Origin of the sequence: Desulfolutivibrio sp., from assembly GCF_036584575.1 — a bacterium.
Taxonomy (GTDB): Bacteria; Desulfobacterota; Desulfovibrionia; order Desulfovibrionales; family Desulfovibrionaceae; genus Desulfolutivibrio.
In genome coordinates, this window is record NZ_JAZHDB010000174.1 from 1 (window position 1) to 20,202 (window position 20,202).

The window sequence follows — 20,202 nt, forward strand, 5'->3', positions numbered from 1 at the left end:
CATCAGCGGCTCACGGCTTGGGTCATCACCAGGAAAGTAGTTGGCCGGCGGTTTAATCGCCAGGCCTTTCCGGGGGACCGGGACCACGGGGGGGGCGGATGGGGGTTGGCCCGAAGGACCGGCCGCAGCAGCCGCCTCATGGCCATGTCCCGAGGAAGGAGAAGATGGCTGATCCCTGTCGAGGGCCTCAGGCCGATCCTTGTCGCGCCGCTTCATGGAACGTCCTTAACCGCTCCCCGTAGGGAGGATGGCCGAAAAAGGCCGACCCGGAGACCAGGATGTCGGCTCCGGCGGCCACAAGCGCGGGCGTGTTTTCCGGGGTGACCCCGCCGTCCACCTGGATATGGGTGGACAGGCCCCGGGCGTCGATCATGGCCCGCAGGTCGCGGACCTTGTCCAGACAGAAGGGGAGGAAGGATTGGCCCCCGAAACCGGGGTTGACGCTCATAAGGAGCACCATGAAAAGCTGGGGCAGGAGGTATTCCACGGCTGACAGGGGCGTGGCCGGATTGAGGGCCACGGCGGGCTTGGCCCCAAGGCGGGCGATCTCGGCGCAGGCCCGCTCCAGGTGGACCGTGGATTCGGCATGGACGCAGATGAGATCGGCCCCGGCGTCGCGAAATTCGGCCAGGTAGCGTTCGGGCCGTTCGATCATGAGGTGGGTGTCGAAAAACAGGCGGCTTTTCTGGCGCAGGCGCTTGATGATGGGCGGGCCGAAGGTGATGTTGGGGACGAAATGGCCGTCCATGACATCGAGATGGGCCCAGGCCGCCCCGGCGTCTTCCAGGGCGGCGAGCTCGTCGGCGAACCGCCCGAAGTCGGCGGACAAAAGCGACGGCGACAGGATGAAAGATGCGTTCATGATCAAAATTCCCTTCCTCGTCCTCTATGCTTTTTGCGCCTGGTCCACAATCCCCCGGGCGGCCGTGCGGCGGCGGCGCCGCCTTGGCCTCGCTCGGCCTCCCGAACCGCTCGACGGGCAGACGTCCCTTCACGCATTTTTTTGGGGAAAAGGCCGCCTTCCCGTCAGGGCTGCGGCGTTACTCGGGCTGGTAGCCTTTGAGCCGCATGCATTTGTCCACCAGGGAATCGATGCGTTCCCGGCGCTCGTCGCTGTCCACCACCGAGGCCGTGGCCTTCTCGGCCTCGTATTCGCACTCCATGTGCTCACGTTCCGTTTCGTTTTTCGATTTGTCGGCGCTTTCATAATACGTCTTGCCGCCGCACCCGAGCAGGAAGAGCCCTGCGGAAAGCGCGAGCGATATTTTCTTGTTCATTCCCCTCTCCTCCCGGCGCCGGGCGTACCCCCGCCCGAACCGTCTAATGCCCCGTCAGCTTGTATTTTTTAAGCTTGTACTGCAACAGGCTCTTGGAGAGCCCCAGCATCTCGGCGGCCTTGACCTGCACGAAATTGGAACGGGCCAGGGCCCGCCTGACCAGGGCCAGTTCGATCTTCTCCAGGGTCTCGTTGAGGTTGATGCGCACCGGCAAAAGGTCCACGGCGCTTTTGTACTGCGACTCCTCGTCCTTGATCTCCAGCGGCAGATCCTCCACGCCGATGACCTCCCCCGAGGACAGCACCACGCAGCGTTCGATGACGTTTTGCAGCTGGCGCACGTTGCCCGGCCATTCGTAGGCCGTGAGGTAGTCGATGGCCTCGGGGGAAAAGCCCTTGAAGGGCTTGTTGTTTTCCGCCGCGTAGCGCTCCAGGAAGTGGGCCGCCAGGATGGGGATGTCCTCCCGGCGCTCGCGCAGGGGGGGCATGTCCAGACGCACCACGTTTAAGCGGTAGAACAGATCCTCCCGGAACTCCCCGGCGGCCACGGCCTCTTCCAGGTTTTTGTTGGTGGCGGCCAGCACCCGGATGTCCACCTCGATGGTCTCGGACCCGCCCACCCGCTCGATCTTGCGCTCCTGAAGCACGCGAAGCAGCTTGACCTGGAGGTCCGCCGAGAGCTCCCCGATTTCGTCTAAAAAAATGGTGCCCTCGTGGGCCATCTCGAAGCGGCCCCGCTTGCGGGCCACGGCCCCGGTGAACGACCCCTTCTCGTGCCCGAAAAGCTCGCTCTCCAGCACCCCGGAGCTTAAGGCCATGCAGTTGACCGAGACGAACGCCCCCGCCTTGCGCGGCGAGGCGTAGTGGATGGCCTTGGCGATGAGCTCCTTGCCCGTGCCCGACTCGCCGGTGATGAGCACCGTGCTCTTGGACGGCGCGGCCTTGGTCACCAGTTCCAGCACCCGGGTCATGGCCTTGCCCCGGCCGATGATCTGGTGCTGGGAATAGCGGTCCTCCAGGCTTTGGCGCAGCATGATGTTCTCGCGCTGGGCTGCGGCGAAACGGGCCGCCTTGTCCACGGTCAAAAGCAGCTCGTCGTTGGCGAAGGGCTTGGCGATGTAGTCGAAGGCCCCGTAGCGCATGGCCTCCACCGCGCCCTCGATGCTGCCGAAGGCGGTCATGATGATCACCGGCACGTGGGCGTAGTTTTTTTTGACGAATTCCAGCACCTGCTGCCCGGTGACCTTGGGCATCTTCATGTCCGTGATCACCACGTCCACCTCGGACTCCTCCAGGTAGGCCAGCCCGGTCTCCGGATCGTCCAGGGGGGTCACGGCATAGCCCGCGTCCGTGAGCATGGCGTCGAGGATCAGCAGGTAGTTTTTCTCGTCGTCGAGGATCAGTATCTGGCTCGGCATGTCATCCGTCTCCTTGTCCGACTGCAACTCGAAAGCGGCCTGATTTTTTCAAATCCCCGCCGTTTGGGCAACACCCGCCCCGGGGCTGCGCCCGTCGCGGGATTCGCGCCAGGACCGGCCGTCAGGCGGCGGGAAACCGCATCTCCACCCGGGCCCCGCCGCCCTCGGCGTTGTCCAGGGTGAGCGTGGCGTTATGGCTTTCCAGGATGTTTTTGACGATGGCCAGGCCAAGCCCGGTGCCCGTGTCCTTGGTGGTGAAAAACGGGTCCGGGGCCTTGTCCTTGTGGCTGGGGTCGAACCCCGGGCCGGTGTCGGCGATGGCCAAAAGCACCCCGTTGGGATCGGCGGTCAGGCGGATCTCCAGGCGATGCCCGTCCGGCGGGCCGTTTTGGGCCGGGGCCATGACCATGGCGTCCAGGGCGTTGCCCACGATGTTGTAGACCGCCCGGTACAGCAGATCCTTGTCGCCCCGGATGACCATGCCCTTGGCGTAGTCGCGGATGACGGCCACGCCGTGTTCCTCGCACTTGGACTCCAGAAAAGCCAGCACCTGATCTAGGATCAGGGCCAGGTCGACATCCTCCTGGCGCGGGGTCTTGGGCCGGGCGTAGTCCAGAAAATCGCCCACGGTTTTGCTCAACCGTTTGGATTCCTCGAAAATGGCGGCCAGAATGCGGCTTGTGGGGTCGCCGGTCTTTTCGGCCTTTTTGAGCAAAAGCTCGGCGCTGCTGCGGATGATGCCCAGGGGATTGCGGATCTCGTGGGCGATGCCCGCCACCACCCGGCCCATGCCGGCCAGCTTCTCCTGCTGTTGCAACTCGCGCTCGAGCATCTCGCGTTCCTGGATGCGCTGGGCGTTGATGCGTCCGGCCCGGCGCATGATCACGCTCAACGCCATGTACAGGGCCAGGGAGGAGGCCACGGCGGAGAGGATGATGATGCGCTGGAAATTGACCACCTTCTGGTAGTCTTCGGTGATGTCCTGGGTGATCTCCAAAACCCCCATGATGACCCCGGCCGGGGCCCCGGAAGACATGGGCCGCTCGGTGCGCAGGGGGTAGATGGTGCGCAGGATGACCGCCCCGGGCTGGGGGGTGAAGTCCAGGATGCCGCCCAGGGCCCCGGTGCGGCTTAACACCTGGAAGTCGCTTTTGCCGTTGTCCAGGGCCTCCACCACGGCCTCGCCTGTGTAGCCGGTCTGGCCGATCAGGTCTTTTTCCGTGGCGTAGGAGATGCGCTTGTCGAAGTCGTAGATGCGCAGCTCCATGACGTGGAAGCTGTGGATGGTGGAGGTGATGACCTTTTCGAGCTGCTCGTACTGGGCGGGCTGTTGCAGCTCCACCCGGCCAAAGCCCAACACCGTGGGCAGGGTGAACCGCTGATAGATCTGGTGGTTCAGGTTTTCGGCCAGAAGCCTGGCGAACTCCTTCTGCTTGGAGAGCACCTCCTGTCGGCCGTAGTTGGACAGGAAGATGGACAGAAAGAGGTTGATGAGCAGGATAAACGCCAAAGAACTCCAGGAGATGAACTTGACCAGTCCCAGGGACTGTTCCATGTCCTTGGCGGGTTTTTTGTCCAAGGGGGCTCCTTCGGCCGCAGGCGGCGGCCGGGTCTGACGGTCGGGGGAGGCGGCCCGGAGGATCCGCCGTCCGCCCACATCCGCCGCCGAGTGGCGGCCCAAAGCGCCTCCCCTTCCGGGGGCGGCCCGGGACGGGCCTATCCCTTGAGCACCCCGCCCATGAGCGTCAGGGCCTCGGTGAGGCTTTTCTCGTCCGTGGCGTAGGACAGACGCAGGCAGGCGTCGTCGCCAAAGGCCGCGCCGGGCACGGTGACCACGCCCGTGGCCTCCATGATCCTGGCGCAAAGGGCCGTGCTGTCCGGGGCCTCGGGGGTGAAATACCCCGACAGGTCGGGAAAGAGGTAGAACGCGCCCTGGGGGGTGGAACACACGGCCCGCTCCCAGGTCTTGATGATGGCCAGGGCCAGGTCGCGGCGGCGATGAAAGGCCGCGCGCATGGCGAAAACGGCGTCGAAGGGGCCGTTTAAGGCGGCCACGGCGGCCTTTTGCACGAAGGAGCAGACGTTGGAGGTGGACTGTCCCTGGAGCTTGCTCATGGCCTTTATGAGGTCCGGGTGGGCCAGGGCGTAGCCCACGCGCCAGCCGGTCATGGAAAAGCTTTTGGCCAGGCCGTTGACGATGCCCACCATCTCTGGTTTTCTTTCCCACCACCCGGCCATGCTGGCGGGCTGGGCGGGTTCGTAGACCAATTGGTCGTAGATCTCGTCGGACAGGACGAAGACGCCGCGCGAAAAGGCCCACGTCGCGATGGCGTCCAGCTCCGCCTGGGTGTGATGGCAGCCCGTGGGGTTGGACGGGGAATTGACGATGAGCATGGTGGTTTTCGGGGTGCGGGCCTTTTCCAGGGCCTCCACGGTGATCTTGAAGCCGCTTTCGGCCGTGGTGGGCACAAAGGCCGGTTCGGCCCCGGCCAGGCGCACCATGTCCGGATAGCTGACCCAGTAGGGGGCGGGAATGAGCACCTCGTCGCCGGGGTTCACGTAGGCCTGGATCATGTTGTAGAGGGCCTGCTTGCCGCCGTTGGTGATGATGGCGGCCTCGGCAGGCGCGCTCACCCCGCGAAATTTTTTGAAATATCCGGCCACGGCGGCCCGCGCCTCGGGGATGCCGGGCACGGCGGTGTACCGGGTGAAATCGGCGTCCAGGGCGGCCTTGGCCGCGTCTTTGACGTGGCTTGGGGTGGGGAAATCCGGCTCCCCGGCGGACAGGTCCAAGACCCGGCGGCCGGCGGCCTTCATTTCCTTGGCTTTGGCGCTCATGGCCAAGGTGGCCGAAGGCTTGACGCATAAAAGGCGCAGGGCGGTGAGCATGACGGGCATCCCCAAAGGTCGAGGTTTGCGGGAAATACGGCAGCGGCCGGACAAAACGGCGGCACGGGCGTCTTTGTAGTGGAATACTCGGAAAAGGTAAATTCATCACCCGCCACGGCGACCACGCCGCTCATGGTTTTTCCGGGCGGGCTCGTCCGGGCCCGGCTGGTGCGGCGGCGCCTGCGCTTTCTGGTGGACGTCGTCGGAGACCACGGGCCGTTTACGGCCCACACCAACAACACCGGCAGCATGCTGGGCTTACTGCGGCCCGGTTCTCCCGTGCTGCTGTCCGTCAGCGGCAACCCCGCCCGCAAGCTGCCCCACACCCTGGAAATGGTGTGGATGCCGACCTTTTCCGGCGGATTCTGGGTGGGGGTCAACACCCTGACGCCCAACCGGCTTCTGGCGGCGGCCTTTCGGGCCGGGCGGCTGCCCGAGATCACGGGCGATGCGGCGGACGCGTCCTACGACCGCCTGGAGCCGGAACCGGCCTTTGCCGGGGGACGCCTGGACGCCCGCCTCAGCGGCCCGGCCGGGACGCTTCTGGTGGAGACCAAAAACGTGACCATGGTCGAGGACCAGGCGGCCCTGTTCCCGGACGCGGCCACGACGCGTGGGAGAAAGCATCTGGTGGAGCTTGCCCGGGTGGCCCTGGAGGGTCGGACGACCGGAACCCGGGCGGCCTGTCTTTTTTTGGTGCAGCGCCCCGACGGGGCCTGCTTCGGCCCGGCCGGAATCATCGACCCGGAATACGCGGACCTGTTTTGGCAGGCCGCAGGCGCCGGGGTGGCCATGTGGGCCGTGCGGGCCGGGTGCGGCCCGGAGGGCATCGACCTGGGCGGACGCCTGCCCCTGGCCCCGTTTCCGGAATGCCCCCGGCGCACGGACGCCGCCTTTCCCCGTGACCGAGGGTGACAACCCGCACGGAAGGCCGTATGTTTGGAAACGCAGTCACGGGGCGGTTTTTCGCCCCCCCGGCGCGGCCTGGCCGGGCCAGCTTGATCCACACCCAACCACAACGAGCATCCATGACCATCCCCCTTTCCCCCTCTCGGCTGCGCACGGCGTGCGATCCGGCCTCCATCCCGGCCCAGGACAGCCGGGACATCCCCGAGGATCCCGAGGCCCTGGCCAAGATCCAGCCCCGGGCCCACTCGGCCATGGAAATGGCCCTGGCCATCAAAAGCCGCGAATACAACGTCTATCTGGCCGGCGATCCGCATCTGGGCCGCACCTATTTCGCCAGATGCTTCCTAGACCCGGCGGCGGCAGGCGGCAGCCCGCCTCCCGACCTGATCTACGTCCACAATTTCGAGGATCCCGACCGGCCCTGGATCATCCGCCTTCCGGCCGGACAGGGCCGCAGGCTGAAATCGGCCATGGCCAAGGCCGTGGCCGACGTGCGGGACGAGATACCGGCCCATTTCGAACGCGAGGCCTATCTGGCCAAACGCCAGACCTTGTTGCGGGGGTTCAACACCGGCCGCGACGAGTTGTATGCGGACATGGAGGCCCGGGCCAAGGACGAGGGTTTTTCCCTGGCCCTGGACGACCAGGGGGCCTTGACCCTGTATCCGCTGTTGGAAGGCAAGGTGGTCAGCGACGAGGAGTTCGAGCACCTGGACCCGGATCTCAAAAAGGAGCTCAAGGGCCGGGGCGACCGCCTTCTGGAAGAGATGGGGGAATATCTGCGGCGCATCACCCGCGAGGAGAAAGGCCTGCGGGACCAGGAAAAAAGCCTGGACCGGGAGACCGCCTCGGAGGTTCTCGACGCCAGGCTGGCCCCCCTTTTCGACGAATTCGGGGCCAACGAGGCCCTTTCCGGCCATTTCAAGGCCATGCGCGAGGACATCCTGGACAATCTGGACGCCCTGGCCGCCGCAGGGGGACCGGGCGGATCGTCTCCCACGCCCCCGCCGGGACATGGCGGCCACAGCGGCCTTTCCGGTCCCGACGGCGTGCCCTTGGACGACATCTTCTACCGCTACGAGATCAATCTCTTCGTGGACAACTCCCAGACCACCGGCGCGCCGGTCATCGTGGAGGACCACCCCACCTATTTCAACCTCATGGGCTGCATCGAGCGCGAATCCGAGCTTGGCGCGCTGTATACGGATTTCACCCTGGTCAAGGCCGGTTCCCTGCACCGGGCCGGGGGCGGCTTCCTCATCGTCAAGGTGGAGGATCTGGTGCAAAACCCCACGGCCTGGGAGGGGCTTTTGCGCGCCCTGCGCTCGGGCCAGGCCCGGGTGGAAGACCCCTCCGAGGGCGCCGAGCACGCCCGGACCCGGACCATCGAGCCCGAACCCGTGCAGCTCGACGTCAAAATCATCCTGGTGGGCCTGGACGAGACCTACGAACTGCTTTTGTACACCGACGAACGCTTCCAGAAACTTTTCAAACTCAAGGCCCACCTCCAGGACACCATGCGCCGCACCCCGGAGAATACGGCCATCCTGGTCTCCCTGCTTTGCCGGGTCATCCGTGACGCCGGGCTTATGCCGTTTTCCCGCGACGCCCTGGCCGCCCTGGTGGACCACGCCTCGCACCTGGCCGAGGACCAGGCCAAGCTGTCGCTGAAAATTCCGCTGCTGCGGGAGCTGATGATCGAGGCCGAGGCCCTGGCCCGCATGGCCGGGGCGACCTGCGTGGAGCGGGGCCATCTGGCCCGGGCGGTGACGGCCCGGGATTTCCGGGCCGACCTCTTCGAGGAGGAATACCTGGCCGAATACGACCGGGAGATGCTCAAGGTGGCCACCTCGGGCATGGCCGTGGGCCGGGCCAACGGCCTGTCCGTGCGCATGATCGGGGACCACGCCTTCGGGCTGCCGCACCAGATCGCCTGCACCGTGGGCGTGGGCCACGGCGGCATCATGGATCTGGAGCGCGAGGCCGAGCTTGGCGGCCCCATCCACACCAAGGGCATGATGATCCTCAAAAGCTATCTGCTGGGCCGGTTCGCCCAGGACAAGCCCTTGGTGCTCACCGGATCGCTGTGCTTCGAGCAGAGCTACGCCGAGGTGGAGGGGGATTCGGCCTCGGGCGCGGAGTTGGCGGCGCTTCTGTCGGCCTTGGCCGAGCGGCCCATCCGGCTGTGCTACGCCTTCACCGGGGCCGTGTCCCAGTCCGGGGCCATTTTGGCCGTGGGCGGGGTCAACGAGAAGATCGAGGGGTTTTTCGCCGTATGCCGCAGGCGGGGGCTCACGGGCGAACAGGGCGTGCTTTTGCCCGCAGACAATGTGGACAACCTCATGCTGCCCGAGGAGGTGGTGGAGGCTGTGGCCCGGGGCCAGTTCCACATCTTCCCCGTGCGCCGCATCGAGGAGGCCATGGAGATATTGACCGGCATCCCGGCCGGAAAGCGCGGCGCGGACGGCTCGTTTCCCTCGGGCAGCCTGTACGGGCTGGTGGACGAACGGCTCACCAGACTGGCCCGGCTGGCCCTGCGCCCAACGCGGACGACCGAATGGGCGGGCCAGGGCGTGTGCCGGGACGTGGGCAGATGACCCCCCGCACGGGCGGGGTACACGGCCGGGTGAGGAGCAAGGCGTCATGACCAAGAACTGGCTGAGGGAAAAGCACGCCGAATTCGTGCGCGATCTGGTGCGGGACTTCTGCCTGTCCGCGCAAGTGCTGGAAGAGCATTTCCGGGAGTTCGACCAGGGTGCGGGCATGGTCTTCGAGGCTCTGCGCGACCTTTTGGGCGAACAGATGAACAAAGGCCTGCTGTGGCGCTTAAAGGACACGGCCCACCATCTGTTCCGGGACCACGACGACAAAAATCCCGTGGGGCAATTTCTGGACTGGTGCATCGGCTACATCTTCCACGAGACCATGAAGCTCAAGGAGGACGCCTACCAGCAACAAAACTACGCCCCCTGGTTCCGGGCCATGCAGGAGAGCGAGCTTCCCGAAACCGACCTCATCATCAGCCGGGAACTGTTCCAACTGCTCATGCAGACCAACGAGAGCATGCAGCGCGAGATACGGCGCATCCGGTTCATCATCCGCCAATGCCGCAAGCTTTTCCCCCAATACCTGGCCGACCAGGAACAAAACCACTGGCTGGCCCGTTTTTTGTTCAAACGCAACGACCTGGTGCGTCTGGTCTTCGAGGAAAATTACCGCGAACTCATCGCCTCGGTCTACAAGGACGCCCCGGAGATGCTCGAGGTCATGGCCGCGCGCAGCCTGCGCGAGGGCGGCTGGGTGTCCCAGGCCGCCGAGGCCGCCGAGGCCGCCTGCCGGATCACTCCGGCCAGCCGGGCGGCCCTGGACGAACGGGCGGCGGTCGCCGCCTGGCAGGCCAGGCTGCGGGAATGAGGCCTGCCCGGATCTGAGGGAAAAACCGACTTGACCGCACGGCGCCCGGGGGGTGATAAATACCCGGGTTTGGATACGATCCGGGTCGACGTCCACCCGGAACCGGACCACGGGGACGGCCCCGCCGGGAAACCACCTGCGCCGCACCCGGGAAACAGGCCCGCCGGTTGGCGACAGCGCCATTGGAGTACGCATTCGTGAACAGACAGGCCCTCGGCAAGGTCGGCACGGCCCAATCCCCGTCTTCCCTTGCGCCGCCTGAAGACGCGCCCGCAGCGCCCCCGCCCCAGAGCATCCTGGTGGTCGAGGACGAGCGCATCGTGGCCCTGGACATCAAAGCCCGCCTGAAAAAGCTCGGCTATGCCGTGGCCGGCCTGGCCACCTCGGGCGAGGCGGCCCTGGACATCTGCCGGGACACCCCGCCGGCCTTGGTGCTCATGGACATTTTCCTCGACGGCGGCATGGACGGCATCGAGGCCGCCCGGCGCATCCGCGAGATCCACGACATTCCGGTGGTGTACATCACCTCCCATGACGACCAGATGACCCTGCGCCGGGCGGCCAAGACCGCTCCCTACGGCTATGTCATCAAGCCCGTGGACGAACGCTGGCTGCAAAGCGCCATTGAAGTGGCCCTGTACAAACACGCCACGGAAATCAGCCTCAAGCGCAGCGAGGATCGTTTCCGCAGGCTGTTCGAACGCATGCTCAACGCCTTTGTCCTGTTCGAGGTCGTATGGGACGGCAAAGGCGAGGTGACGGATCTGCGCATCCTGGAGGTCAACCCGGCCTTCGAGCGGGTCACGGGGTTTCATCGGGGCGAGGTGGAAGGACGACGCCTGCGCGAGGTCATCCCCGGAGTGGAGTTGTTTTGGATCGAGACCCTGGGGCAGGTGGCCACGGAGCGTGCCTCCTCCCGTTTCGAAAACTACCTGGGCGACCTCAATCAATATTTCCTGGTCGAGGCCTACAGCCCAAGCCCCGGGCAGGTGGCGGCCATCATCGAGGACGTCACGGACCTGCGCCGGGGCGAGCAACTCCTGCAGCACCGCACCTTTCACGATCCCCTGACCGACCTGCCCAACCGATCCCTGTGCCTGGACCGGCTGCACCGGGCCATCGAACGGGCCAAACGCCGCCTCAACTACGTCTATGCCTTGATCTTCCTGGACCTGGACCGTTTCAAACTCATCAACGACAGCCTGGGGCATCTGGCCGGGGACAAGGTGCTGTGCCGGGTGGCGGCCCTGCTCAAACGCCATGTGCGCCGCCTGGACACCGTGGCCCGGGTGGGCGGCGACGAATTCGCCATCCTGCTTGAGGAGATCGCCTCCCCGGGCGACGCCCTGCGGGTGGCCCGCAAGATCCGCGACAGCCTGAAGGAGGCCATGACCGTCGAGGGGCAGAAACTCTATCTTTCCGCAGGGATGGGCATCGTCCTGGGACCGGCGGACTACGAGCGCCCCGAGGAGCTTTTGCAAAACGCCACCATTGCCATGAACCATGCCCGGCGCAGCGGCGTGGGACGCATCAAGGTCTTCGACTGGGTGATGCGCGAGGTGGCCGAACACGACATGGGCGTGGAGACGGGACTGCGGCGCAGCCTGGAAGAAAAGCAGTTCATCCTGTATTATCAGCCCATATATTCCCTGTCCGACAGATCCCTGGTCGGTTTCGAGGCCCTGGTGCGCCGCCGCAGGCCGGACGGGGGGCTTGATCTTCCCGGCGAATTTATTCACATCGCCGAGGAGACGGGGCTTATCATTCCGCTCGGCAACCTGGTCATGGCCGAGGCCTGCGCGGCCCTTGGCCGATGGAGCAAGGATATGGCCGCAAGCACGACTTTCTCCATCGCCGTCAATTTGTCCGGCAAACAGTTCTCGCAACCCGACCTGGTCAAACAGACGGTCAGATCCCTGCGCGACACCGGGGCCGACCCCCGGCGTCTGCGCCTGGAGATCACCGAGAGCGTGCTCATGGACAACCCGGAGTCCGCCCTGGCCAAGCTGCGGGGCCTGCGGGAATTGGGCATCACCATCGGCATCGACGACTTCGGCACCGGATATTCCTCCCTGTCCTACCTGCAGCGCTTCCCCATCGACTGTCTCAAGGTCGACCGGGGATTCGTGATCGACATGGACGACCACGGCAACAGGGTCATCGTCAAGACCGTGGTCAACCTGGCCCACAGCCTGGGGCTTGAAGTGGTGGCCGAGGGCATCGAAACCCCTCGCCAGGAGGCCCTGCTCAAGGAATTCGGCTGCGATTTCGGCCAGGGATTCCTGTACTCGCGCCCCCTGCCCCACGACAAGGCCACAGCGTTCATCCGCACCCCGACGATCTGAGACGACGACCTGTCGCCGACGCCTTTTGGCGTCGCCGTTTCGTCATTATGGGCGTGTATGTCGGCATTGGCTTCGGAAGCGAACCGTCGCCCGGGCCGACATGGCGAAACGGAACACATGGGTATGCGCGCCACAGCATCAAGGGGAGCATCATGGCCACCATCTGCATCGCCGATGACGACATCACGTCCCGCCACACCCTCCGGGCCATCGTCTCCGGAGAAGGCCACGACGTCGTGGAGGCCTCCGACGGAGCCGAGGCCCTGCGCGCCGTGAACGAACGCCGCGTGGATCTGCTTTTGACCGACATCTTCATGCCCGGCGTCGAGGGCCTGGAGGTCATCCGCATCCTCCGGGAATCCCACCCCGGGCTGCCGGTCATCGCCTTCACCACCGGCAGCACCTTCACCGCCTACGAGACCCTCAATTGGGCCAGAAGCTACGGGGTGAGCGGGGCCCTGACCAAACCGTTCTCCCGCGAGGACATCCTGGGCGAAGTCCGCAAGGTCTTGCCCCGGGCGTAACCCGCCGGGCCGCGCGACGCTTGGCCAGCCCCACGGGGGAGTCACGGCCCGGGAAACGGAGCCGGATCATGCGGCGCGCCCTTTTCTTTCCGCCAGGGATGCCGTAGGCTTGGGCGCAAAGGCGGGGTCGAGGACCGACCCTGTCCCAAGCCCTACGTGATCCTATGCCTTCATTGCGTGATTTTTTTCCCCGGCCGTTGCGCCACAGCCCCTCCGGCGCCGACGCGGCAGGGGGTCGGCCGGGCTGCGCCCCACGGGACGCCAGCCCCAGGGCCGCCCTGCCCGAGGGCCTGTGGGGCATGCTCCGATCCCGCGCCCTGGCCCTGCTCATCCTGGGACTTATGGCCGTCTGGCTGGTCGGCTGCGGCGCCAAGTCCCCCTCGCCGCCGCCCGGCGGCTGGGGCAAGGCCCCGGCCACCCAGCGCCCCTACACCATCAAGGGCAAGACCTACCATCCCATCCCCTCGGCTGACGGCTATACGGAAGAAGGCGTGGCCTCCTGGTACGGCAGGGACTTTCACGGCAAGCCCACCTCCTGCGGCGAGATCTACGACATGCACAAGCTCACCGCCGCCCATAAGATCCTGCCCATGCACACCACCCTCAAGGTGACCAACCTGGAGAACGGCCGTTCGGTCACCGTGCGGGTCAACGACCGGGGGCCCTTCGTGTCCGGCCGGGTGATCGACATGTCCTTTGCCGGGGCCAAGGCCCTGGACATGCACGACAAGGGCACCACCCGGGTGCGGCTGGAGAGCGTGGGGAGCATTCCCGGCGCGACATCGGCCAAGGATCTGCCCGGCCCCTTCTACGTCCAGATCGGGGCCTTCGTGAACGAGCGCAATGCCCAGCGGCTTTTGACGGTCATCAAACGGGCCGGATATGCCCAGTCGCGCATCCACTCCAAGGACGTGGACGGCGAACGGTTCTTCCGGGTCCATGCCGGAACCTTCGCCACCCTGAGCGAGGCCGAACGGGCCAGGGCGCGGCTTTCCGGGGAATACCGGAACGCCTTCGTCATCGGGGAATAGAATGCGGATTGAAGCCAAGACCGCCGCCTGAACAGGCGGCGCGGAGCGGACCGCCCAGCGCCCGGACGCCGCTCAGGCCGAGCCGAAGGGCATGCGGGGGGCTTTGCGCGAAAACATGGCGAGCGACGCCGGTTGGCGGCCTATCGCGGCCGGGAACGGCCAGGAGCCCCCCCCCAGGGCCAGTGCCGAGACGCGCCGGGCAGGCCGGACGCCCCCGGGAGGACGGCCTTGTGGCCGGGACGATCCCGGCCTATTCGGGGTTGAGCTCGGCCCGAAACTTCCGGGACAGCCGAAAGACCACCACCTTGCGCGGCGGCAGGACGATGCTCTTGTTGGTCTGGGGGTTGCGCCCCTTGCGGGCCTTTTTGTCGTAGGACTCGAATTTCCCGAAACCGCTGACCAAAAGCGCGTCGTCTTTTTTGATCGACTGCTTCATGATGTCCAGGAGGTGGTCCACGAGAACCTTCACCTCGGCCCGATTGCGCTCGGTTTTTTCGTAGATGTAGTCGACGATGTCCGCTTTGGTGAGAGTCTTTCCGCTCATGTTTCCCTCCGGAGCGTGGTGGACCGATGCCGGGAGGTCGGGGACGAGGCATCGTGCCGCGCCGCCGCCCGGGCTGGCGTTAGATTCGAAAGCGAATGGTCTCGGCCATCCGGGTCATGGCCGCATTGTCGGCGTAGGGCGCGCCCTGCCACGGCGAAAGCCCGTCGCCCTCCACCCGGGGGATGACGTGAAAATGGGCGTGCAGCACGAGTTGCCCGGCCGAGGCGCCGTTATTCATGACCACGTTGATGCCCGTGGCCCCTGTGGCCTCACGCACGGCCCGGCCCACGACCTGAAGCGCGGCCACAAGGTCGCCCCCGATGTCGGCGGGGAGCTCCCACAACGACGGGGCGTGGACCTTGGGAATGACCAGGGCGTGCCCCGGCCGGATCGGGGCGATATCCAGAAAGGCCAGCACGGCAGGGGTCTCGTAAATTTTGGCGCAGGGAATCTCGCCGCGCAGGATCTTGCAAAAGAGACAGTCTTTGTCGATCATGCCTGTTTCCATGGACGATGGGGAAAAACGCTTGTCGGCACGGCCGCACGCCTGTCGGGCCATGCCGTTTAAAGTCACGACGCGACCATAACCATCCAATAGCTAAGTAAAAATTATTTTTCAAGGGGCCTCGTGCACATTTTGTCAAAAAACCGATTTTCCGGCCCCCTCGGCCGCCATCCGGGGCGGTCATGCGGCTGAGGTTCGCCCATCCCGAACCCGCAGCGGAAAAATCCCGCGTCTGGCCCGTGTTTTTGCCCTACGCCGGATGCGTCGGGCGGTGCGTCTATTGCGCCCAGCATCTCCAGACCGGGGTGGCGCCCGCGTCCCCAGCTTCCCCAGCCTCCCTGGACACGGCCCGGCGCGATCTGGACACGGCCCTGGCGGAGGCCCTGGCGGCCGGTCGCGGTCCCTACGAGATCGGGTTTTACGGCGGCACGTTCACGGCCCTTCCCGGGAACCATGCCGAGCGGTTCATCACCCTGGCCCAGACCTATCGGGAACGGGGGCTTGTAACCCGGGTGCGCTGCTCCACACGCCCCGACGCCGCCCATGCCGGGCGGCTGGCCGCCCTGCGCGGCCTGGGACTGGATATGGTGGAGATTGGCGTGCAGACCTTCGAGGCCGGGGTGCTTGCCCGCAGCGGCCGGGGATATGCGCCAGACGCGGCGCAGGCGGCATGCCTGGGGGTGCGCGAGGCCGGGCTGGCCCTGGGGGTGCAGCTCCTGCCGGGGCTGCCCGGACACACGCCGGAGATGTTCGCCCGGGATGTGGCCAAGGCCGCCGCGCTAGGCCCGGAGACGGCGCGCATCTATCCGTGCCTGGTGATGGCCGGGACGCGGCTGGCGGCCATGTGGCGGGCCGGGGAATATACGCCCTGGGACGTGGAGGCGACCGTTGCGGCCGTGGCGGAGGGGCTTTTGGAACTGTGGCGGGCGGGGGTGCGGGTCATCCGGGTGGGACTGGCGCCGCAACCCGAGCTTGACGCCGCCGTGCTGGCCGGTCCTGTGCATCCGGCCCTGGGGAGCCGGGCCAGGGGACTGGCGCTTTTCTGGCTGGTGCGCGACCAGGCGCACCGGCTTGGCCACGGCCCCAAGGGTCTGGTTGCGCCCAGACGATATGTTGGCGAACTGTGGGGACATGGCCGGGAGTTGGCCCAGGCCTACGCCGACCTTGGCCTGACCCGGGATTCCGTGCGCCCGGCGGACGTGACGGACTTCGAGATATGGACGTCGGAGGGCGACGCGCCCCCGGCCCCGCCTTGATCCCGGCCATTCTCGCGATATCGGCGTTGTGACGGTTGACAGGCGGGCGGACATGCCTGTATTCCCCGGCTCCGAAAGCGGGCACATGCCGGTTGGACGGCGCTCCGGGCGGGGCAGAGGGAACTCTTTCGTGATTTTTTCCGAACCACGCACAGGCGCTTGACACGCATAGCGAATCCGAGTATCCGCCTTCGTTCACGCGTTTGCTGGGGGATCGTCTAGCGGCAGGACTATGGACTCTGACTCCATCAACCTAGGTTCGAATCCTAGTCCCCCAGCCAACCTCGTAACTCGCGTCCCCATCGTCTAGCCTGGTCCAGGACATCGGCCTTTCACGCCGGTAACAGGGGTTCAAATCCCCTTGGGGACGCCAAAGATTTAAAGGACTTAACAAAAAGTCTCCGCAGCGCCTCCTTGCCCGGAAACGATTGCGGAAACGGTTTGCTCCAAGACCCGCTTTTGCGACCGCCTGAGGCTACACTCCTCGGGCGGTTTTCATTTGCACTTCCCTCCCCGGCCCACGGCCCGCCAAATCCCCCAGAGCAGACCGCGTTTCCTCCAATCCCAAGGATCTGAGAGTGTGCCCCGTGGTCGAGGCGCTCTTGCGCCTAAGGATTGACTGGATCACGCCTACAGGTTTTCCGAGCCTGAACAGAATCGAGGCGGTGAGATGCCGGATGGCAAGAAAGCCGAATGGCTTGACCCCCGTCCGCTCGCACAGCTTGAGAATGAAGTGCTGGCGGAACTGGAAAGGGGCCTTCCGTGCAGGTATCGGGCTTTGAAGATATTTGCCTTCTCATCCGACGCGGCCGCCTCGCATGCGCTTCCTGTTCGTCGGGCCAGCGCATTGCCTGCGGGCTTCCTTCAGATTCCACCTCGCGATGGACACCTTTGCCGTCCGGCGCCCTGTTCCCCTGTCGGGTCTGGAGAGGACTTTCACCTCCAAGTGGATGCGCCCGCCGAGCGCATCCACAGATTGATGACAAAGCCCCGGTTCTTCGAAGCCGGGGCTTTGCGCCGCCAACGGCGGCACAGCCGCCGGGCGGAAAGGCACGAAAATCATCCGCCATGAAGGACTGGCGCTCCCTGTTCGTCAACATCTTCAAAAAGCAGGTTGCGGCGCTCGGCAATATCACGAGGGTTCATGGCGTCGGACATGCCGTTATGCCCTGCTGGATGCATCCAGACACCTGGCTGCGGATTCCTTCTTCTTCCTGGACAATTCTTCCACCTTGGCCAGCGCTTCAGAGGCATATCTGGGATTTTGCGACAGGTTGTACTGCTCCAGGACCGAGTCCCTGGCGTCGGCCAGCACGGCCCGTCCCAGGGGGGTGCGGCTTATGGCCGTGGTCCAGCCCGGTTCGGCCCCAACCCCTCCGAAGGAGATGTCGGCGTATTCGGCGCTGTAATCGTCACAGAACCGGCAGGCGGTTCGAATCATGAACTTGAGCTTGTCAAATTCGATCTTGATGACCTCGCCGCTTTTTGTGAAAATTTGCAGACGCTCACGCACGTTGATCTTGGCGATGTCCTCCCAGGAAAACCCCCCGAGCTCTTCCAGCTTGGCCCGCTCCTTTTCCCCGAAAATGAAATTCTGGGTGCAAAACAGGCCCAGGACATACTTGATGGCGTCCGAGGGCACGATGCCCAGGGCCTGCATCTTGCGAAGGGTCTTGATCTGGCAGGGCGTGCCCACGAAGGCCACCCGGCTCAGGGCCCCCTGGCTCAAAGGGCCCATGGCCCGGATGGATGGGGAATAGGTGGAATACTCGTTGCCGAAAATCTCCATGCCGTGGGATTCGTCGTAGTGCGATCCTGCGGCCGCGAAGATATCCTCACGGGTTCTGGCCAGGGCGGGCTGGCGGACGAAAGGCGACGTCTGTCGGCAGACGATGGCCCCGTCGATACGCCCCTGGTCGAACAAGCGTAAAAGGGTGGCCGTGACCACGCCGCCGTCCGTGCCCGCCGCGCGGACCTCCGGGTCCAGAGCCCGGAGCACCGTGGTCCCGATCACGTTGCCCATGGGTTCATGCCAGCTGACCAAGTTGCGCGTTTCATTGTCCAGTTCATGATTGACGGGACAAATCATGTAGCAGATGCCGCATTCGATACACTTCTCGGGATCCTTGTACTGCGGCCTGCCGCCTTGGCCGAGTTCCAACGCCCCGAAGTTGATGGCGGAACAAAACGTCACGCAACCACCGCACCGGTGGCATAATCCAGGCTTTTGCACTTCTTCAATGAGATCCGTAAAGGATTTTTCCATGACCATCCTCCTTTTGGCGCAAGGCAGGGTTTCTTCCATGTGGTGAATCTCATAGAACAAGAACTGTTCCCTTATTAAAATACCTTGAAATTTCAGGAGGTAAACGAGTCATATCGGGATAGATTTCTGAAAATACGGGACGCGTTTTCCGGGAAGTGTCTTTTCCGACTGGATTTGTATCATTCTTCAAGAATAGCGACGCGATGCTCCCGGGAATGGGCCCGGAAACGTCCATGAATGCAGGCTGTTGCTGGAAGGGAGAGAGGGAAGGCCTGGCGTAAAATCCGGGAGAACGTCTTGCTGGGAGAGACGTCCCGGTGGACGATCCTAAAAAAATCCGCCGATCCGGATCAGCGTTCGATGTCGTATTGTTTCATCAGGGCGTACAATCTGGCCCTGGACAGGCCGGAAAGGGCGCAGGCGCGTTGAATCCGGCCCTCGGAGACGCGCACGAGCTCGGCCAGATACCGATGCTCCACCCGGGCCAGAGCCTCGGAGCGAAAATCCTTGAGGGTCGGAAAATTCTCGGGATTGAAGACAATGCGCTCTTCCATGGGGTCAAGATCGGCGCCGCACCGCTCTTCGTTGACGGACATGCGGGCCAGGGTGGCCCGGATGTTGATCGGCAGGTGGCGGGGGTACAGGACGGAATCGTTTTCCGCCGAGGCCAGGGCGCAGTCCAGGGCGTTGATGAGTTCCCGCACGTTTCCCGGCCAGCGATATTCCAAGAGGGCGCCCCAGAATTCCGAAGAAATCCGCTTGGGCTTTCCCTTGTCTTTTTTCGTCTGCTTCTCCAGGAAATGGCGGCTTAAGGCCTCGATGTCCCCGGTTCGTTCCCGCAGCGGGGGAAGGTTTACGGCGATGCCCCGCAGCCGGAAAAGCAGATCCTGGCGGAACTTCCAATCCACGACGTTTTGTTCCAGATCCCGGTTGGTGGCCGCCACCACCCTGAAATCGCTCTCTTCCTCGTGCATCCCCCCCACAGGACGGAAGCGGTGTTCCTGAAGAACGCGTAAAAAGGCCTTCTGGAGCCCCACGGGCATCTCGCCCACCTCGTCCAGGAACAGGGTTCCGCCATGGGCCTGTCTGATCAACCCCGTATGCTTCTTGTCCGCCGTGGTGAAGGCGCCCTTTTCGTGGCCGAAAAGCATGCTTTCCACCAAATGCTCGGGCAGGGCCGCGCAATCCACCACCACAAAAGGCCCGGCCCGGCGGGCGCTGTTTTCGTGGATGCATCGGGCGATCAGTTCCTTGCCCGTGCCGGTTTCTCCGGTGACCAGGACATTGGAGGAGCATTTCGCCGCCCTGGAGACCATGTCCAGGCAGGCCTCAAGGGCCTTGCTGCACCCGATGATCGCGTCACGGGAGAGGGCGCCGGTCGTTTTTTGCGAGGCTTTCTGGGCGTGGTATTCCACGGCCCGGACCACGGGCAGGCGGATCTTGTTCATGGTCGGCGGCTTGGTGATGTAGTCCCAGGCCCCGCTTTTTATGGCCAGTTCCGCCCCGTCCGGGTCGCCGGAGCCCGTCAGGATGATGATTTCCGGCTGCTCGGGGAATTGCCTGATTTCGGGGATGGCGTCCAAGCCGTTGCCGTCGGGCAGGACCACATCCAGGATGATCACGTCCCAGCCCCCGTGCCGGATCTTTTTCAGCCCCTCCGCCAACGTGTGCGCACTTTCGACATGAAGATTCATTTCGGAGATGACGGCTTCGAGCGCACGGCAAAAGCTGACGTCGTCGTCGATGAGAAGGATGTTGGCCATATGGCCCGCTACATACACGTTTTGCGGAACTTTTACTAGCGGCGGCGGCCTGGGATTGCGGC

At 64.7% G+C, this 20,202-nt stretch carries 16 protein-coding genes and 2 tRNA genes; 9 read left to right on the top strand and 9 right to left on the bottom strand.

The window, feature by feature from the left end:
• Window positions 1–187: 187 nt before the first annotated feature.
• The 5 genes from rpe to V3572_RS12650 form a co-directional block, all read right to left on the bottom strand.
• Complete coding sequence (rpe, locus tag V3572_RS12630) at window positions 188–862, bottom strand: ribulose-phosphate 3-epimerase (RefSeq protein WP_332111368.1); 675 nt, start codon at window positions 860–862, stop codon at window positions 188–190.
• A gap of 178 nt (window positions 863–1,040) precedes the next feature.
• Window positions 1,041–1,277 (bottom strand): hypothetical protein, encoded by a 237-nt coding sequence (locus V3572_RS12635; RefSeq protein ID WP_332111370.1) that lies wholly within the window; start codon window positions 1,275–1,277, stop codon window positions 1,041–1,043.
• 43 nt (window positions 1,278–1,320) lie between these two features.
• Window positions 1,321–2,694, bottom strand: a complete 1,374-nt coding sequence (locus V3572_RS12640) for a sigma-54-dependent transcriptional regulator (protein WP_332111371.1) — start codon at window positions 2,692–2,694, stop codon at window positions 1,321–1,323.
• 121 nt (window positions 2,695–2,815) lie between these two features.
• A complete protein-coding gene (locus V3572_RS12645; protein WP_332111408.1) occupies window positions 2,816–4,249 on the bottom strand; it encodes a sensor histidine kinase in 1,434 nt (477 codons plus the stop codon).
• Window positions 4,250–4,410: 161 nt separating this feature from the next.
• Window positions 4,411–5,583, bottom strand: coding sequence for a pyridoxal phosphate-dependent aminotransferase (locus tag V3572_RS12650; RefSeq protein WP_332111372.1), 1,173 nt, complete (start codon window positions 5,581–5,583; stop codon window positions 4,411–4,413).
• Between the two features lie 132 nt (window positions 5,584–5,715).
• On the opposite strand from V3572_RS12650, the gene sfsA reads away from it, so the two are divergent.
• From sfsA to V3572_RS12680, 6 genes are all read left to right on the top strand, one after another.
• Window positions 5,716–6,498 (top strand): DNA/RNA nuclease SfsA, encoded by a 783-nt coding sequence (gene sfsA / locus V3572_RS12655; protein WP_442877384.1) that lies wholly within the window; start codon window positions 5,716–5,718, stop codon window positions 6,496–6,498.
• A gap of 113 nt (window positions 6,499–6,611) precedes the next feature.
• Window positions 6,612–9,089 carry a Lon protease family protein gene (locus V3572_RS12660; RefSeq protein WP_332111374.1) on the top strand — a complete coding sequence of 826 codons (2,478 nt, stop codon included), beginning with the start codon at window positions 6,612–6,614 and terminating at the stop codon, window positions 9,087–9,089.
• Window positions 9,090–9,135: 46 nt separating this feature from the next.
• Entirely contained in the window at window positions 9,136–9,906 is a 771-nt protein-coding gene (locus tag V3572_RS12665; protein ID WP_332111375.1) for a hypothetical protein, read from the top strand.
• Window positions 9,907–10,103: 197 nt separating this feature from the next.
• Window positions 10,104–12,251: a putative bifunctional diguanylate cyclase/phosphodiesterase gene (locus V3572_RS12670; protein ID WP_332111376.1), complete on the top strand. Its 2,148-nt coding sequence runs from the start codon at window positions 10,104–10,106 to the stop codon at window positions 12,249–12,251.
• A 152-nt stretch (window positions 12,252–12,403) separates the two neighbouring features.
• The gene (locus V3572_RS12675; protein WP_163301957.1) at window positions 12,404–12,775 is read left to right on the top strand and encodes a response regulator; all 372 of its coding nucleotides are present in this window, start codon (window positions 12,404–12,406) and stop codon (window positions 12,773–12,775) included.
• A 299-nt stretch (window positions 12,776–13,074) separates the two neighbouring features.
• Window positions 13,075–13,806, top strand: coding sequence for a septal ring lytic transglycosylase RlpA family protein (locus tag V3572_RS12680; protein ID WP_332111377.1), 732 nt, complete (start codon window positions 13,075–13,077; stop codon window positions 13,804–13,806).
• A 250-nt stretch (window positions 13,807–14,056) separates the two neighbouring features.
• Here the strand turns inward: V3572_RS12680 and V3572_RS12685 are convergent, their stop codons facing one another.
• Window positions 14,057–14,350, bottom strand: a complete 294-nt coding sequence (locus V3572_RS12685; RefSeq protein WP_163301955.1) for an integration host factor subunit alpha — start codon at window positions 14,348–14,350, stop codon at window positions 14,057–14,059.
• Window positions 14,351–14,429: 79 nt separating this feature from the next.
• Window positions 14,430–14,846 (bottom strand): HIT family protein, encoded by a 417-nt coding sequence (locus tag V3572_RS12690; RefSeq protein WP_332111378.1) that lies wholly within the window; start codon window positions 14,844–14,846, stop codon window positions 14,430–14,432.
• 191 nt (window positions 14,847–15,037) lie between these two features.
• On the opposite strand from V3572_RS12690, the gene V3572_RS12695 reads away from it, so the two are divergent.
• From V3572_RS12695 to V3572_RS12705, 3 genes are all read left to right on the top strand, one after another.
• On the top strand, window positions 15,038–16,111 hold the full coding sequence (locus V3572_RS12695; protein WP_332111379.1) for an elongator complex protein 3: 1,074 nt from the start codon (window positions 15,038–15,040) through the stop codon (window positions 16,109–16,111).
• A gap of 207 nt (window positions 16,112–16,318) precedes the next feature.
• Window positions 16,319–16,392 (top strand) — tRNA-Gln (locus V3572_RS12700).
• Between the two features lie 14 nt (window positions 16,393–16,406).
• Window positions 16,407–16,484: transfer RNA gene (locus V3572_RS12705), tRNA-Glu, on the top strand.
• A 789-nt stretch (window positions 16,485–17,273) separates the two neighbouring features.
• On the opposite strand, the gene V3572_RS12710 is transcribed toward V3572_RS12705, so the two are convergent.
• A complete protein-coding gene (locus V3572_RS12710) occupies window positions 17,274–18,377 on the bottom strand; it encodes a Coenzyme F420 hydrogenase/dehydrogenase, beta subunit C-terminal domain (protein WP_332111380.1) in 1,104 nt (367 codons plus the stop codon).
• 350 nt (window positions 18,378–18,727) lie between these two features.
• Window positions 18,728–20,140, bottom strand: coding sequence for a sigma-54-dependent transcriptional regulator (locus V3572_RS12715; protein WP_332111381.1), 1,413 nt, complete (start codon window positions 20,138–20,140; stop codon window positions 18,728–18,730).
• Between the last annotated feature and the right edge of the window lie 62 nt (window positions 20,141–20,202).

Coding starts and splice junctions, on each gene's coding strand:
- V3572_RS12665 (WP_332111375.1), top strand. CDS start 9,136: ATGACCAAGAACTGGCTGAGGGAAAAGCACGCCGAATTCGTGCGCGAT.
- V3572_RS12680 (WP_332111377.1), top strand. CDS start 13,075: ATGCTCCGATCCCGCGCCCTGGCCCTGCTCATCCTGGGACTTATGGCC.
- sfsA (WP_442877384.1), top strand. CDS start 5,716: ATGGTTTTTCCGGGCGGGCTCGTCCGGGCCCGGCTGGTGCGGCGGCGC.
- V3572_RS12715 (WP_332111381.1), bottom strand. CDS start 20,140: ATGGCCAACATCCTTCTCATCGACGACGACGTCAGCTTTTGCCGTGCG.
- V3572_RS12710 (WP_332111380.1), bottom strand. CDS start 18,377: ATGGAAAAATCCTTTACGGATCTCATTGAAGAAGTGCAAAAGCCTGGA.
- V3572_RS12645 (WP_332111408.1), bottom strand. CDS start 4,249: ATGGAACAGTCCCTGGGACTGGTCAAGTTCATCTCCTGGAGTTCTTTG.
- V3572_RS12675 (WP_163301957.1), top strand. CDS start 12,404: ATGGCCACCATCTGCATCGCCGATGACGACATCACGTCCCGCCACACC.
- V3572_RS12660 (WP_332111374.1), top strand. CDS start 6,612: ATGACCATCCCCCTTTCCCCCTCTCGGCTGCGCACGGCGTGCGATCCG.
- V3572_RS12695 (WP_332111379.1), top strand. CDS start 15,038: ATGCGGCTGAGGTTCGCCCATCCCGAACCCGCAGCGGAAAAATCCCGC.
- V3572_RS12685 (WP_163301955.1), bottom strand. CDS start 14,350: ATGAGCGGAAAGACTCTCACCAAAGCGGACATCGTCGACTACATCTAC.
- V3572_RS12640 (WP_332111371.1), bottom strand. CDS start 2,694: ATGCCGAGCCAGATACTGATCCTCGACGACGAGAAAAACTACCTGCTG.
- V3572_RS12635 (WP_332111370.1), bottom strand. CDS start 1,277: ATGAACAAGAAAATATCGCTCGCGCTTTCCGCAGGGCTCTTCCTGCTC.
- V3572_RS12650 (WP_332111372.1), bottom strand. CDS start 5,583: ATGCTCACCGCCCTGCGCCTTTTATGCGTCAAGCCTTCGGCCACCTTG.
- V3572_RS12690 (WP_332111378.1), bottom strand. CDS start 14,846: ATGATCGACAAAGACTGTCTCTTTTGCAAGATCCTGCGCGGCGAGATT.
- rpe (WP_332111368.1), bottom strand. CDS start 862: ATGAACGCATCTTTCATCCTGTCGCCGTCGCTTTTGTCCGCCGACTTC.